Origin of the sequence: Reyranella sp. (assembly GCF_017305915.1) — a bacterium.
In the GTDB taxonomy this organism is placed as follows: domain Bacteria; phylum Pseudomonadota; class Alphaproteobacteria; order Reyranellales; family Reyranellaceae; genus Reyranella.
Genome location: NZ_JAFKJN010000006.1, coordinates 180,067 through 192,440, shown reverse-complemented (window position 1 = coordinate 192,440; position 12,374 = coordinate 180,067). Strand labels below are relative to the sequence as shown.

Annotated in this window: 14 protein-coding genes and 1 pseudogene; 12 read left to right on the top strand and 3 right to left on the bottom strand. The window is 68.3% G+C overall.

From position 1 onward, the window contains the following. Positions 1-558, top strand: coding sequence for a protocatechuate 3,4-dioxygenase subunit alpha (pcaG, locus tag J0J01_RS03015; RefSeq protein ID WP_296378693.1), 558 nt, complete (start codon positions 1-3; stop codon positions 556-558). Beyond that, a complete protein-coding gene (gene pcaB / locus J0J01_RS03010; protein WP_296378692.1) occupies positions 558-1,856 on the top strand; it encodes a 3-carboxy-cis,cis-muconate cycloisomerase in 1,299 nt (432 codons plus the stop codon). Before pcaG ends, pcaB begins: the two co-directional genes overlap by 1 nt. On the opposite strand, the gene J0J01_RS03005 is transcribed toward pcaB, so the two are convergent. Beyond that, positions 1,853-3,079 carry an SMP-30/gluconolactonase/LRE family protein gene (locus tag J0J01_RS03005; RefSeq protein WP_296378691.1) on the bottom strand — a complete coding sequence of 409 codons (1,227 nt, stop codon included), beginning with the start codon at positions 3,077-3,079 and terminating at the stop codon, positions 1,853-1,855. The genes pcaB and J0J01_RS03005 overlap by 4 nt on opposite strands. A 280-nt stretch (positions 3,080-3,359) precedes the next feature. On the opposite strand from J0J01_RS03005, the pseudogene J0J01_RS03000 reads away from it, so the two are divergent. Next, a pseudogene (locus J0J01_RS03000) lies at positions 3,360-3,524 on the top strand (ABC transporter substrate-binding protein); the annotation flags it as partial. A gap of 21 nt (positions 3,525-3,545) precedes the next feature. On the opposite strand, the gene J0J01_RS02995 reads toward J0J01_RS03000, so the two are convergent. Both J0J01_RS02995 and greB read right to left on the bottom strand, forming a co-directional pair. Then, complete coding sequence (locus J0J01_RS02995) at positions 3,546-3,983, bottom strand: hypothetical protein (RefSeq protein ID WP_296378690.1); 438 nt, start codon at positions 3,981-3,983, stop codon at positions 3,546-3,548. 23 nt (positions 3,984-4,006) lie between these two features. After that, positions 4,007-4,558, bottom strand: a complete 552-nt coding sequence (gene greB, locus J0J01_RS02990) for a transcription elongation factor GreB (RefSeq protein WP_365735761.1) — start codon at positions 4,556-4,558, stop codon at positions 4,007-4,009. A 28-nt stretch (positions 4,559-4,586) separates the two neighbouring features. On the opposite strand from greB, the gene J0J01_RS02985 reads away from it, so the two are divergent. The 9 genes from J0J01_RS02985 (at position 4,587) to urtA (ending at position 12,325) form a co-directional block, all read left to right on the top strand. Further along, the gene (locus J0J01_RS02985; RefSeq protein WP_296378689.1) at positions 4,587-5,402 is read left to right on the top strand and encodes an urease accessory protein UreD; all 816 of its coding nucleotides are present in this window, start codon (positions 4,587-4,589) and stop codon (positions 5,400-5,402) included. A 243-nt stretch (positions 5,403-5,645) separates the two neighbouring features. Continuing rightward, positions 5,646-5,948: an urease subunit gamma gene (locus J0J01_RS02980; RefSeq protein ID WP_296378688.1), complete on the top strand. Its 303-nt coding sequence runs from the start codon at positions 5,646-5,648 to the stop codon at positions 5,946-5,948. A gap of 9 nt (positions 5,949-5,957) precedes the next feature. Further along, positions 5,958-8,009: an urease subunit alpha gene (gene ureC / locus J0J01_RS02975; RefSeq protein WP_296378687.1), complete on the top strand. Its 2,052-nt coding sequence runs from the start codon at positions 5,958-5,960 to the stop codon at positions 8,007-8,009. 123 nt (positions 8,010-8,132) lie between these two features. After that, a complete protein-coding gene (locus J0J01_RS02970; protein ID WP_296378686.1) occupies positions 8,133-8,621 on the top strand; it encodes an urease accessory protein UreE in 489 nt (162 codons plus the stop codon). Next, positions 8,614-9,291, top strand: a complete 678-nt coding sequence (locus J0J01_RS02965) for an urease accessory protein UreF (protein ID WP_296378685.1) — start codon at positions 8,614-8,616, stop codon at positions 9,289-9,291. Before J0J01_RS02970 ends, J0J01_RS02965 begins: the two co-directional genes overlap by 8 nt. Further along, positions 9,288-9,707: a DUF3995 domain-containing protein gene (locus J0J01_RS02960; RefSeq protein WP_296378684.1), complete on the top strand. Its 420-nt coding sequence runs from the start codon at positions 9,288-9,290 to the stop codon at positions 9,705-9,707. The genes J0J01_RS02965 and J0J01_RS02960 overlap by 4 nt, the downstream gene beginning before the upstream one ends. Position 9,708: 1 nt before the next feature. After that, positions 9,709-10,326 (top strand): urease accessory protein UreG, encoded by a 618-nt coding sequence (gene ureG, locus J0J01_RS02955; RefSeq protein WP_296378683.1) that lies wholly within the window; start codon positions 9,709-9,711, stop codon positions 10,324-10,326. A 20-nt stretch (positions 10,327-10,346) separates the two neighbouring features. After that, on the top strand, positions 10,347-10,916 hold the full coding sequence (locus J0J01_RS02950) for a HupE/UreJ family protein (RefSeq protein WP_296378682.1): 570 nt from the start codon (positions 10,347-10,349) through the stop codon (positions 10,914-10,916). 107 nt (positions 10,917-11,023) lie between these two features. After that, positions 11,024-12,325: an urea ABC transporter substrate-binding protein gene (gene urtA, locus J0J01_RS02945; protein ID WP_296378681.1), complete on the top strand. Its 1,302-nt coding sequence runs from the start codon at positions 11,024-11,026 to the stop codon at positions 12,323-12,325. Positions 12,326-12,374: the final 49 nt, after the last annotated feature.

Here is a 12,374-nt window from a genome sequence, read left to right as displayed (position 1 = left end):
ATGCAGCCGACGCCGTCGCAGACCATCGGCCCGTTCTACTGGGGCACCATCGTCAAGGTCTACCGCGCCGACCTGGCACCACCGGGCGTCGCCGGCGAGCGCCTCTCGGTCGCGCTCGTGCTGCACGACGCCGAGGGCGCCATCGTGCCCGACGGCCTGTTCGAGATCTGGCAGGCCAACAGCCATGGCCGCTACAACCATCCCGAGGACCGCCGCAACCTGCCGCTCGATGCCGGCTTCGAAGGCTACGGCCGCGCCTCGACCTTCACCGACGGCTGCAGCACCTTCGACACCGTAAAGCCCGGCCGCGTGCCGTGGCCGGCGGGCGGCATGCAGGCGCCGCACATCAATGTCTCGATCTTCGCCCGCGGTTTGCTGAACCGCGTCGCGACGCGGCTCTATTTCGACGGCGACCCGGCCAACGCCGAGGATCCGGTGCTGAAGATGGTCGATCCGGCGCGGCGCTCGACGCTGATCGCCAGGAAGGACGCCAAGGGCGCCTGGCGCTTGCCGATCCATCTCGGCGGTCCGAACGAAACCGTCTTCTTCGACGTCTGATGGCGGGCGCGCTCGTCAACGCGCTGGGCGCCGCCGCGGCGACCGCAGACGCCTTCTCCGACCGCAATACGCTGCGCCACATGCTGCGCTTCGAGGCGGCATTGGCGAAGGCCGTGGCGGATGCCGGCCTGATCCCGAAGAAGCATGCCGCCACCATCGCCGCTGCCTGCGATGCGTCGCTCTACGATCCCGCGCCGCTCGCCGAGGCGGCGCGCCGTACCGCGACGCTGACCGTGCCGGTGGTCAAGGCGCTGACTGCGGAAGTCGCCAGGCGCGACAAGGACGCCGCCGACTACGTCCATTGGGGTGCCACCAGCCAGGACGTGCTGGACACCGCGATGGTGCTGCAGCTCGGCGAGGCGCTGCCGCCTTTGCTGAAGGACATCGAGGCCATCGTCGCGGCTTTTGCGGCTCACGCCGAGAAGCATCGCGCGACGCCGATGCTCGGCCGCACGCTGCTGCAGCCGGCGACACCGCTGGCGCTCGGCCAGAAGATCGCCGGCTGGGCATCCGATCTCGACCGCGCGAAGCAGCGCCTGGCGGAGAGCTACGCCGAGAGTCGGGTCGTGCAGTTCGGCGGCGCCTCGGGCTCGCTGTCGGCGCTGGGCGACAAGGCCGAGGCGGTGATGACGGTTCTGGCGCAGGAGCTGGCGTTGCCGTTGCCGCCGGCGCCGTGGTTCACGCAGCGCGTGCGCGTCGCGGCGCTGGCGCAAGACATCGCCCTGGTCTGCGGCGCGCTGGGCAAGGCCGCCCGCGACATCTCGCTGATGATGCAGATCGAGGTCGGCGAGGCGGCCGAGCCGTCGGGCCCCGGCCGCGGCGGCTCCTCGACCATGCCGCACAAGCGAAACCCGGTCGGCGCGGCGCTGACGCTGGCCGCCGCCAACCGCGCACCCCAGCTCGCCGCGACCGTCGTCGGCGGCATGGTGCAGGAGCACGAGCGCGCGCTGGGCGGCTGGCAGTCGGAATGGCCGACTTTGGCGGCGCTGTGCGAGACCCTGGGCTCTGCGGTCGAGGCCATGAAAGAGGTGGCGCCCGGCCTCGCGATCGACACCGCCGCGATCCAGGCCAACATGGATGCGACCGAGGCGGCAGTCTTCGCCGAGCGGGCGACGTTCCTGCTGGCGGAGACGATGGGCAAGGCGAAGGCCGGCGCGATCGTCGAGAAGGCGCTGGCGCAGGGCGGCTCGTTCGTTTCAGCTCTCGGCCAGCTCGAGAAGGAGCTGGCCGATTCAGGATCGTTGCTCGGCTATTCGCCGAGCTTCGTCGATCGGTTGCTCGAAAGCCTCAAGCGTTAGGCCGGCGCGGCGCCCTGCGTCGCGGTGTAGACGGCGTAGAGCGACTGGCTCGCCGCCATGAACAGCCGGTTGCGCTTGGGGCCGCCGAAGCTGATGTTGCCGCACACTTCCGGCAGCCGGATGCGGCCCAGCAGCTTGCCTTCGGGCGACCAGCAGGTGACGCCGCTGTAGCCCAGGTTGCGGCCGGCATTGCTCGAGGCCCAGACATTGCCGAACACGTCGCAGCGCACGCCGTCGGGGCCGCACTTGATGCCGTCGATCATGAAGTCGGAGAACCGCTTGCCGTTGCTCGCCTTGTGATCGGCGCCGATGTCGAACACCCAGACGTCGCCCTTGCCGCCGGGCCCGGTGTCGCCCGGTCCCTTGCCGGTGCTGACGACGTAGAGCTTCTTGTAGTCGGGCGAGAAGCAGAGGCCGTTCGGATCGGGCACCTGGTCCTCGCCGACCACCAGCTCGACCTTGCCGGCGGTGTCGACGCGGTAGGTGCCGGTCGGCAGCTCGCGCTTGAACTCGCCGATGCCCTCCGCCTGGCCGAGCCTGGGATTGATCTTGCCGGCGGGATTGCTCGGCCCGCCGGCCGCATCGGTCGTGCCCTCGTAGAGCTGGCCGCCGTAGGGCGGATCGGTGAACCAGTAGCTGCCGTCGGGATGCGCCACGACGTCGTTGGGCGAATTGAGCCGCTTGCCGTTGTACTTGTCGGCGATGACCACGACCGAGCCGTCGGTCTCGTAGCGCGTCACGCGGCGCGTCAGGTGCTCGCAGGAAAGCTGGCGGCCCTGGAAGTCGAAGGTGTTGCCGTTGCTGTTGTTGGACGGCGAGCGGAACACGCTCACGTGGCCGTCGTCCTCGATCCAGCGTAGTTGCCGGTTGTTGGGGATGTCGCTCCAGATCAGGTAGCGGCCGACCGAGTTCCAGGCCGGGCCTTCGGCCCACAGCGCGCCGGTCCATAGCCGCTTGATCGCAGCGTTGGGCTGGGCGAGCCCCTTGAACGATGGATCGACGTCGATGATGTCGGGGTCCCAGAAGTAGGTGGTCGGCGCGCCGCGCGGGCTGAAGTCGCGCGGCGGCGTGGTGATGGTGGTGGCGGGCGCGGCCGGGCCCGCGGGCGGGGCGGGCGTCGGCGTCTGCGCACGGACGATGGCGGGTGCCAGCAGGACGGTGGCGCCGGCGGCGCCGATCACGCCGCGGCGTGACACATGAGGCGCGCGTTGTTGCTGCGACATGGCGTTCTCCTCCGGAAGTTTTCTGGTGGGCAACGCTTACGCGACCGTGATCGAGCCTAGGCCTCGGTTCGCTAGGCGGCAACGATGGTCTGGCACAGGAGTCGCATAGCTGGCCGTGTATTACGCAGGGGTCCGCATCATGACGCTGTCACGCCGTTCGCTCCTCGCCGGGACCGCCGCACTCGGTCTGCCACCGGTCGCCTGGGCGCAGGAGAAGGTTGTGCGTTACGGCATTCCGATGACCGACATCCCGCTGACCACCGGCCAGCCGGACCGCGGCGCCAAGCAGGATGCGCTGGCGGCGCAGATCCACGCCAGGGCGGTCGACGATGCGGCGATGGTCTAGGTCTATCACGACACCATGCCGCGGGCGCTGTCGCCGCGCATCAAGACCTACGTCCAGGCGCAGAGCTGGTTCCAGGACCTGGCATTGATCGCGATGTGACCGGCGGTGGCCACCGGCAAATCAGTTGACGTCCAGTACACTTTTCAGGAGGACGCCAAAAACGGTGAAGACACCGGCCGTGATGGCGACGGCCAGAGGCATCCATACCTGCCATCGTTCTGCGCGCTTGACCTCCCGGTCGTGCAGCTCGACCGCGAGCTCGAGCAGGGTTGCCGTGTAGTCGGCATCGAGGGGTTTTCGCGAATCGTCGGCTTCGCGGGGCGTCACGTGCCGAGCGACAAGAGAAACCCGATTCGTGCCGCTTGAAAGCCGAAAGAATTCCGGGTGCTTCTCGGCTACATCCGACCACGACGAGGCCGAACCGGGAGGGCCTTGCAGCCCTCTCGCCAATCCCTCCGCGCTTCGATGTGCGTGCTTGTCCAGCGCGAGAACCTGGATGAGGGCCAGGACGTCGGATAGCCGTCCGTTGACGACGTACGAAGAAGCCTTGGATTTCATGCCTCCCCCCGATTCGTCCCGCGTCAGGCATAGACGACTTTGATGACCTCTATCTCGTCGATGCCCTGCGGCGTGCGCATCTTCACGACGTCGCCTTCCTCGGCCTTGAGCAGCGCCTTGGCGATCGGCGAGATCCAGCTCACGTGTCCCTTGTCGAGCTCGACCTCGTCGACGCCGACGATCTTGATGGTGCGCTCCTCGCCGCGGCCGTTGGCATAGGTCACCGTGGCGCCGAAGAACACCTGGTCGGTCCTGGCGCGCTTGGCCGGATCGACGACCTCGGCGTTGGCCAGCCGCTTGCTGAGATAGCGGACGCGGCGGTCGATCTCGCGCAGCCGCTTCTTGCCGTAGATGTAGTCGCCGTTCTCCGAGCGGTCGCCGTTGCCCGCGGCCCAGCTCACGACCTTCACCACCTCGGGCCGCTCCTTGCGCATCAGCGAATCGAGCTCCTCGCGCATCCGCGCGAAGCCCGCGGGCGTCATGTAGTTCTTGGCGGCGAGCGGCAGGCCGCCGGACTCTTCCGGCAGGTCGTCGTCGTCCGCGCCGTCGTCTTCCTTGGTGAAGGCTTTGCTCATGTCGGTCCTTACTCTATCAACGGGGCCGATGGACGTCAGCCGACCCCGCCTGCAGCGTGCCTCCGGCCACAGCCGCGTGGTCTTCGCCATGCGGGACGGGCAGACGCGGCTTGCCGATCTCTATCAACGCGATCCCTGCCGGGTGTTGTTCCCCGACCCGGAGCCCGGCGAGCCGCCGCAGGCGGTGCTGGTCACCACCTCGGGCGGCGTCACCGACGGCGATTCCCTCACGATGGCTGTCGAGGTCGGGCCGGGCGCGACCGCCGTCGCCGCGACCCAGGCGGCGGAGAAGATCTATCGCGCCGCCCGGTCCGCCGAGCACTGCGCCATGGACATCGCCGTGGCGGTGGGCGAGGGCGCGAGCCTCGACTGGCTGCCGCAGGAGACCATCGTGTTCCAGGGCGCGCGCCTGAAGCGCCGGACGGTGGCCGATGTCGCCGCCGGCGGCTCGCTGCTCGCCTGCGAGACGGTGGTGCTGGGCCGCGCCGCCTCGGGCGAGCGCTTCACCGGGGGCCTGCTGCTCGACTCCTGGTCGGTGCGGCGCGCCGGCAAGCTCGCCTGGACCGATACCTTGCGCGTCGAGGGCGAGACGCCGGCCGGCGCGGGCTTCGGCCCGGCCAATGCGCTGGCCACGATCATCGGCGTGTGGGACGAGCCGCAGGCAAGGTTCGAGAGGGCGCGGGCGCTGCTCGAAAGCGCAGACGCGGTGCGGGCGGGCGTGACCCTGGTGAACGGCATCATGGTCGCGCGCCTGCTGGGCGAGGCGACGGCGGTGCGGGCCGCCACGACGCGCTTTCTCGGCGATTTCCGTGGGCGTCGCCTGCCGCGCGTTTGGCACGTCTGAAGGGCTGTGGATAAAGGCTCGCCGCGCCGGTGAAAACTTCTTGCTGAGCCCGAGCCGTGCATACGGGGGCGCGTCTTGCAGAGCCGGGCTTCGGTCAAAAAATTTTTGGGACTCGCAGGCCTTCGATGCCGATGCCATCGGCATCGAAGCCGTCCCATGGCCCCCTGGGACGGGTGGGACGGGAAGCGCATTTGGCATATTTGATGCTCGCTCTATAGTGAAATCGAGGGGGAAACGAAGCCCATGAATCTGACGCCGCGGGAGAAGGACAAGCTGCTGGTCGCCATGGCGGCCACCGTGGCGCGCCGCAGGCTGGAGCGCGGCGTCAGGCTCAACCATCCCGAGGCGGTGGCGCTGATCACCGATTTCGTCGTCGAGGGCGCACGCGACGGCCGCTCGGTCGCCGATCTGATGCGCGACGGCGGCACCGTGATCCGCCGCGAGCAGGTGATGGAGGGGGTGGCCGAGATGATCTACGAGATCCAGGTCGAGGCGACCTTCCCCGACGGCACCAAGCTCGTCACCGTCCACAACCCGATCCGCTGAGGGACGCCCATGAAGCCCGGTGAGATCCTGCCTGCGAAGGGCGACCTCGAGCTCAATGCCGCCAAGAACCGCAATCCGATCACGATCGAGGTCGCCAACAGCGGCGACCGGCCGATCCAGGTGGGCAGCCATTACCACTTCTTCGAGACCAACGAGGCGCTGAAGTTCGACCGCAAGCGCGCCAGGGGCATGCGGCTCGACATCGCCGCCGGCACCGCGGTGCGCTTCGAGCCCGGCCAGTCGCGCACCGTGCGGCTGACGCCCTATCTCGGCAGCCGCGAGAGCCACGGCTTCCAGGCCAAGGTCTCGGGCAAGCTGGGGCCGATCGCCAAGGTCGGGCCGTCGAACGAGGGCCCGACGCGGATCTCGCGCGCTGCCTATGCCGGCATGTTCGGGCCGACGGTGGGCGACAAGGTGCGGCTCGCCGACACCGACCTCTTCATCGAGGTCGAGAAGGACCACACGATCTACGGCGAGGAGGTGAAGTTCGGCGGCGGCAAGGTGATCCGCGACGGCATGGGCCAGAGCCAGCGCACGCGGGCGCAAGGCGCGGTCGACACGGTGATCACCAACGCCCTGATCCTCGACCATTGGGGGATCGTGAAGGCCGACATCGGCCTCAGGGACGGCCGCATCGTCGGCATCGGCAAGGCCGGCAATCCCGATGTCCAGCCGGGCGTGACCATCGTCATCGGGCCGGGCACCGAAGCGATCGCGGGCGAGGGCAAGATCGTCACCGCCGGCGGCGTCGACTGCCACATCCACTTCATCTGCCCGCAGCAGATCGACGACGCGCTCTATAGCGGCGTCACCACCATGATGGGCGGCGGCACCGGCCCGGCGCACGGCACGCTCGCCACCACGGTGACGCCGGGCCCGTGGCACATGGGCCGCATGCTGCAGGCGGCCGAAGGCCTGCCGATGAATCTCGGCTTCTTCGGCAAGGGCAACACCAGCAAGCCCGCCGGCATCAAGGAGCAGGTCGAGGCCGGCGCCTGCGGGCTGAAGCTGCACGAGGACTGGGGCACCACGCCGGCGGCGATCGACAACTGCCTGACCGTCGCCGACCGCATGGACGTGCAGGTTGCGATCCACACCGACACGCTGAACGAATCGGGCTTCGTCGAGACCACGCGCGCCGCCTTCAAGGGCCGCGCCATCGCCACCTTCCATACCGAGGGCGCCGGCGGCGGCCATGCGCCCGACATCATCCGGCTGGCCGGCGAGAAGAACGTGCTGCCGTCGTCGACCAACCCGACGATGCCTTACACGGTCAACACCGTGGACGAGCATCTCGACATGCTGATGGTCTGCCATCACCTCGATGCGCGCATCCCCGAGGACGTGGCCTTCGCCGAGAGCCGTATCCGCAAGGAGACGATCGCGGCCGAGGACATCCTCCACGACATGGGCGCCTTCTCGATGATGTCGTCCGACAGCCAGGCGATGGGCCGCGTCGGCGAGGTCGTGATCCGCACCTGGCAGACCGCCGACAAGATGAAGAAGCAGCGCGGACGCCTGAAGGAGGAGACCGGCGACAACGACAACGTCCGCGCCAAGCGCTACGTCGCCAAATACACGATCAACCCCGCGATCACCCACGGCATCTCGCGCCATGTCGGCTCGGTCGAGGTCGGCAAACGCGCCGACCTGGTGATCTGGGCGCCGGCCTTCTTCGGCGCCAAGCCCGACATGGTGCTGATCGGCGGCTCGATCGCCGCGGCGCCGATGGGCGATCCCAACGCCTCGATCCCGACGCCGCAGCCGGTCCACTACCGGCCGATGTTCGGCGCCTATGGTAGAAGCCTGGTGGCCAGCCCGGTGATCTTCACGTCTGCGGCGGCGATCGCCAAGGGCGTGGCGAAGAAGTGGGGCCTCGCAAGGCCGCTCGCGGCGGTGAAGGGCACGCGCAAGATCGGCAAGAAGGACATGGTGCACAATTCGCTCTGTCCGAAGATCGAGGTCGATCCCGAGACCTACGAGGTCCGTGCCGACGGCGAGCTGCTGACTTGCGAGCCCGCCGAGGTGCTGCCCATGGCGCAGCGCTACTTCCTGTTTTGACGCACGAGCGATGAACCGCAAAGCTTGTCATCCCGAGCGTAGCGAGGGATCTAGGGCGCATCATAGATCCCTCGCTTCGCTCGGGATGACACGGTGGGCGCTCGGGATGACAAAAGGCAGCCCATGAAACGCGCCATCGACGTCGTTCGCTCCGGGCGCTGGCCGTTGGCCGAGCGCGCCGACACCGTCACCTTGCTGTTCGACGACCGCTATCGCCGCCGCCTGCGCATGCTGGGCGACGGCGGGCTCGACTTCCTGCTCGACCTGATCGAGCCGGCCGTGCTGCACGGCGGCGACGGGCTCAGGCTGGAGGAGGGCGGCTACGTCGAGGTCAGGGCGGCCGAGGAGGACCTGGTCGAGGTGAAGGGCCGCGACGCCGCCTCGTTCGCGCGCCTCGCCTGGCATCTCGGCAACCGCCACCTGCCGGCGCAGATCGAGGGTGACCGCATCCTGATCCGCGACGACCATGTGATCATCGACATGCTGAAGGGCCTCGGCGCAGAGGTGCGCAAGGTCCGCAGCCCCTTCGATCCCGAAGGCGGCGCCTACGGCCAGCACAACCACGATCCCGACCATCGCCACGGCGCGCTGCACGCCGAGCGCCATGGCTGAGCCGCTCTATCGCCTGCTCGCGTGGCTGTCGCCGGCCTATCCGATCGGCGGCTTCAGCTACAGCCACGGCATCGAGACCGCGATCGAGGAGGGCTTCGTCATCAATCGCGCCTCGCTGGTCGCCTGGCTGCAAACCGTGCTTGGTGCCGGCACCGGCCGGGTCGACGGCGCGCTGTTCGCATCAGCGTGGCGCGCGGCCGAGGCGAAGGACTGGCCGGCCTTCGATGCGGTCGCCGGACGCGCTGCGGCCTGGCGCGGCACGTCGGAGATGGCGCTGGAATCGCGCCAGCAGGGCGGCTCGTTCCTGTCGATCACCCGCACGGCCTGGCCGCATCCCGATCTCGACGCGGCGCATCAGCGTCTGGTTGGCGAGATCGCCTTGCCGGTCGCCGTCGCGCTGGCGGCGGCGGCGCACGGCATCGCGTTGGAGGCCGCGCTCGAAGGCTACCTGCAGGCCTTCACCGCCAACCTGATCTCGGCCGCGGTGCGCGCCGTGCCGTTGGGGCAGAGCGACGGCCAGATCGCGCTGGCGAGCCTGGAGCCTGCCGTGCGCATGGCCGTGCAGGCGGCGCTGGCCGGCGATCTCGACGAGGTCGGCACCGCCACGCCGCTGCTCGACTGGTGCTCGATGCGTCACGAGACGCAGTATACCCGGCTGTTCCGCTCATGACCTGGCTGGCGGCCGTCCTCACGGCGGCATTCACGGCGATTGCCGCGCTGCATGTCTACTGGGGCTTGGGCGGCATCTGGCCGGCGCGCAATACCGCCGATCTGGCGCGCGCCGTGATCGGCGATGGCCGCACGCGGATGCCGCCGCCCTGGGCCTGCTTCGGTGTCGCCCTCCTGCTGCTGATCGTGGCGGCGTGGCCGTGGGCGATGCTGGCGCATCCGGACAGCCCGCCAGTGCTGGTGGTCGGCATCGTCGCGGCGGCGATCTTTTTCGTGCGGGGCTCGGCCGGCTATAGTCCGCGCTGGCGGGCGCGCTTCTCGACCGAGCCGTTCGCCACCTGGGACATGCAACTCTATTCGCCGCTCTGCATGATCCTGGCGACCGGCTTGATGGCTTTGTTGGCACAGGGAATATGAGATGACGATGCGAGGCCCCTTGCGGGTGGGCGTGGGCGGACCGGTCGGCTCGGGCAAGACTGCCCTGGTCGAGCGGCTGTGCAAGAAGATGCGCGAGACCTACGAGTTGGCCGTGGTCACCAACGACATCTACACCAAGGAGGACGCCGAGTTCCTGACCCGCGCCGGCGCGCTCGCGCCCGAGCGCATCGTCGGCGTCGAGACCGGCGGCTGCCCACACACCGCGATCCGCGAGGACGCCTCGATCAATCTCGCCGCTGTATCGGACATCGTGCGCAAATGGCCCGCCGTCGAGGTGGTGTTCGTCGAATCGGGTGGCGACAATCTCGCCGCGACCTTCTCGCCCGAGCTGGCCGATCTCACGATCTACGTCATCGATGTCGCCGCCGGGGAGAAGATCCCGCGCAAGGGCGGGCCGGGCATCACCCGCTCCGACCTGCTGGTGATCAACAAGATCGACCTCGCGCCGCTGGTCGGCGCCAATCTCGACGTCATGGACCGCGACGCCCGCAAGATGCGCGGCCAGCGGCCGTTCCTGTTCTCCAACCTCAAGGAGAACAAGGGCGTCGACGAGATCGCGGCCTTCATCGTCCGCCAGGGCGGCTTGCCCGTCCGCTGAGAATGGGAGAAAAATACGCGATGCCCCGTATCCTCGCTTTGTCAGCTTTGTTTCTGGCGATCGCCAGCCCGGCCTTCGCCCATCCGGGCCATGCCGAATCGGGTTTCCTCCACCCGTTGATCGGCGCCGACCATCTCCTGGCGATGGTGGCGGTGGGCATGTGGGCGGCCTTCCTGGCGACCCGCCGGCCGGCCGCTTCCTTCTGGGTCCCGGCCGCCTTCATGCTGATGATGGCCTTTGGGGCAGCTGCCGGATTCGCGGGCATAAAACTGCCCTTCTCGGAGGCGGGCATCCTGGCCTCGGTTTTCATGCTCGGTGGCCTTGTCGTGGCCGCCGTGCGGCTGCCGCTCGCCACCGCCATGCTGCTGGTCGGCTGGTTTGCCGCGCTGCACGGCTATTCCCACGCCGCCGAGGCGCCGGCCGGCGACCCGGGCAGCTACATGCTGGGCTTCCTGGCGGCGACCGCCCTGCTCCATGCCGTGGGCCTGGGACTCGGCTGGGTTGCCCAGCGGCTGACCGGCAACCTGGGGATGCGGGCCTTGGGCGGCCTCGTCATGGTTGGCGGCGCGCTGGTGCTGGCGGCCCACTAACAGGCCATTGGGCCCCATTTCCCGGCCTCCGGGCCGGGTTGGCACGCTTCTCGCTTTCTTGGGCTCCGGCGGGGGTATTCCGTCGGAGAAGAACAAGGAGAAGCGGGATGAAGTTGGGTTCGATCTTTCGGACGAGCCTCGTCGCCGCCGGCCTGCTGGCCGGCGCCGCGGGCAGCGCGTTCGCGCAAGCAGGGGATACGATCAAGGTCGGCATCCTCCATTCCCTATCCGGCACGATGGCGATCAGCGAGACGACCCTGAAGGACGTCATGCTGATGCTGATCGACGAGCAGAACAAGAAGGGCGGTCTGCTCGGCAAGAAGCTCGAGGCGGTGGTCGTCGACCCGGCGTCGAACTGGCCGCTGTTCGCCGAGAAGGCGCGCGAGCTGCTGCAGAAGGACAAGGTCGCCGCGGTGTTCGGCTGCTGGACCTCGGTCAGCCGCAAGTCGGTTCTGCCGGTGTTCGAGGAGCTGAACGGCATCCTGTTCTACCCGGTGCAGTACGAGGGCCAGGAGAGCCAGCGCAACGTGTTCTACACCGGCGCCGCGCCGAACCAGCAGGCGATCCCGGCGGTCGACTACCTGATGAGCAAGGACGGCGGCGAGGTGAAGCGCTGGGTCCTGGCGGGCACCGACTACGTCTATCCGCGCACGACCAACAAGATCCTCGAGGCGTACCTGCTGCAGAAGGGCGTCGCCAAGGAAGACATCATGATCAACTACACGCCGTTCGGTCACTCCGACTGGCAGTCGATCGTGGCGGACATCAAGAAGTTCGGCTCGGCCGGCAAGAAGACGGCAGTGGTCTCGACCATCAACGGCGACGCCAACGTCCCGTTCTACAAGGAGCTCGGCAACCAGGGCATCAAGGCCAAGGACATCCCGGTCGTGGCGTTCTCGGTCGGCGAGGAAGAGCTCGCCGGCGTCGACACCAAGCCGCTGGTCGGCCATCTCGCGGCCTGGAACTACTTCCAGTCGGTCAAGAACCCGACCAACGAGGCGTTCATCAAGTCCTGGCAGACCTTCACCAAGAACCCCAAGCGCGTGACCAACGATCCGATGGAAGCGCACGTCATCGGCTTCAACATGTGGGTCGAAGCGGTCAAGAAGGTCGGCACGACGGACCCGAACAAGGTCATCGACGGCATCGTCGGCATCAAGGTCCCGAACCTGACCGGCGGCGTGTCGGAGATGCTGCCGAACCACCACATCACCAAGCCGGTGCTGATCGGCGAGATCGAGGCCAACGGCCAGTTCGACGTGGTGTGGAAGACGCCGGGCCTGGTCCCGGGCGCCGCCTGGTCGCCGATCCTGGACGACTCCAAGAACCTCAAGGCCGATTGGACCTCGGCTCTGAACTGCGGCAACTACGACACCGTGGCCAAGAAGTGCATTGGCTCGGGCAAGTAAGCCCGGCCTGATCGACACACCCTGATGACACACAGGGGCGGGGCGACTT

Bases quoted from the DNA above. Each gene is read 5' to 3' on its own strand.
- urtA (WP_296378681.1), top strand. From the start codon at position 11,024: ATGAAGTTGGGTTCGATCTTTCGGACGAGCCTCGTCGCCGCCGGCCTG.
- J0J01_RS02985 (WP_296378689.1), top strand. From the start codon at position 4,587: ATGGACGTCAGCCGACCCCGCCTGCAGCGTGCCTCCGGCCACAGCCGC.
- pcaB (WP_296378692.1), top strand. From the start codon at position 558: ATGGCGGGCGCGCTCGTCAACGCGCTGGGCGCCGCCGCGGCGACCGCA.
- J0J01_RS03005 (WP_296378691.1), bottom strand. From the start codon at position 3,079: ATGTCGCAGCAACAACGCGCGCCTCATGTGTCACGCCGCGGCGTGATC.
- pcaG (WP_296378693.1), top strand. From the start codon at position 1: ATGCAGCCGACGCCGTCGCAGACCATCGGCCCGTTCTACTGGGGCACC.
- greB (WP_365735761.1), bottom strand. From the start codon at position 4,558: ATGAGCAAAGCCTTCACCAAGGAAGACGACGGCGCGGACGACGACGAC.
- J0J01_RS02965 (WP_296378685.1), top strand. From the start codon at position 8,614: ATGGCTGAGCCGCTCTATCGCCTGCTCGCGTGGCTGTCGCCGGCCTAT.
- J0J01_RS02980 (WP_296378688.1), top strand. From the start codon at position 5,646: ATGAATCTGACGCCGCGGGAGAAGGACAAGCTGCTGGTCGCCATGGCG.
- J0J01_RS02960 (WP_296378684.1), top strand. From the start codon at position 9,288: ATGACCTGGCTGGCGGCCGTCCTCACGGCGGCATTCACGGCGATTGCC.
- J0J01_RS02970 (WP_296378686.1), top strand. From the start codon at position 8,133: ATGAAACGCGCCATCGACGTCGTTCGCTCCGGGCGCTGGCCGTTGGCC.
- ureG (WP_296378683.1), top strand. From the start codon at position 9,709: ATGACGATGCGAGGCCCCTTGCGGGTGGGCGTGGGCGGACCGGTCGGC.
- ureC (WP_296378687.1), top strand. From the start codon at position 5,958: ATGAAGCCCGGTGAGATCCTGCCTGCGAAGGGCGACCTCGAGCTCAAT.
- J0J01_RS02950 (WP_296378682.1), top strand. From the start codon at position 10,347: ATGCCCCGTATCCTCGCTTTGTCAGCTTTGTTTCTGGCGATCGCCAGC.
- J0J01_RS02995 (WP_296378690.1), bottom strand. From the start codon at position 3,983: ATGAAATCCAAGGCTTCTTCGTACGTCGTCAACGGACGGCTATCCGAC.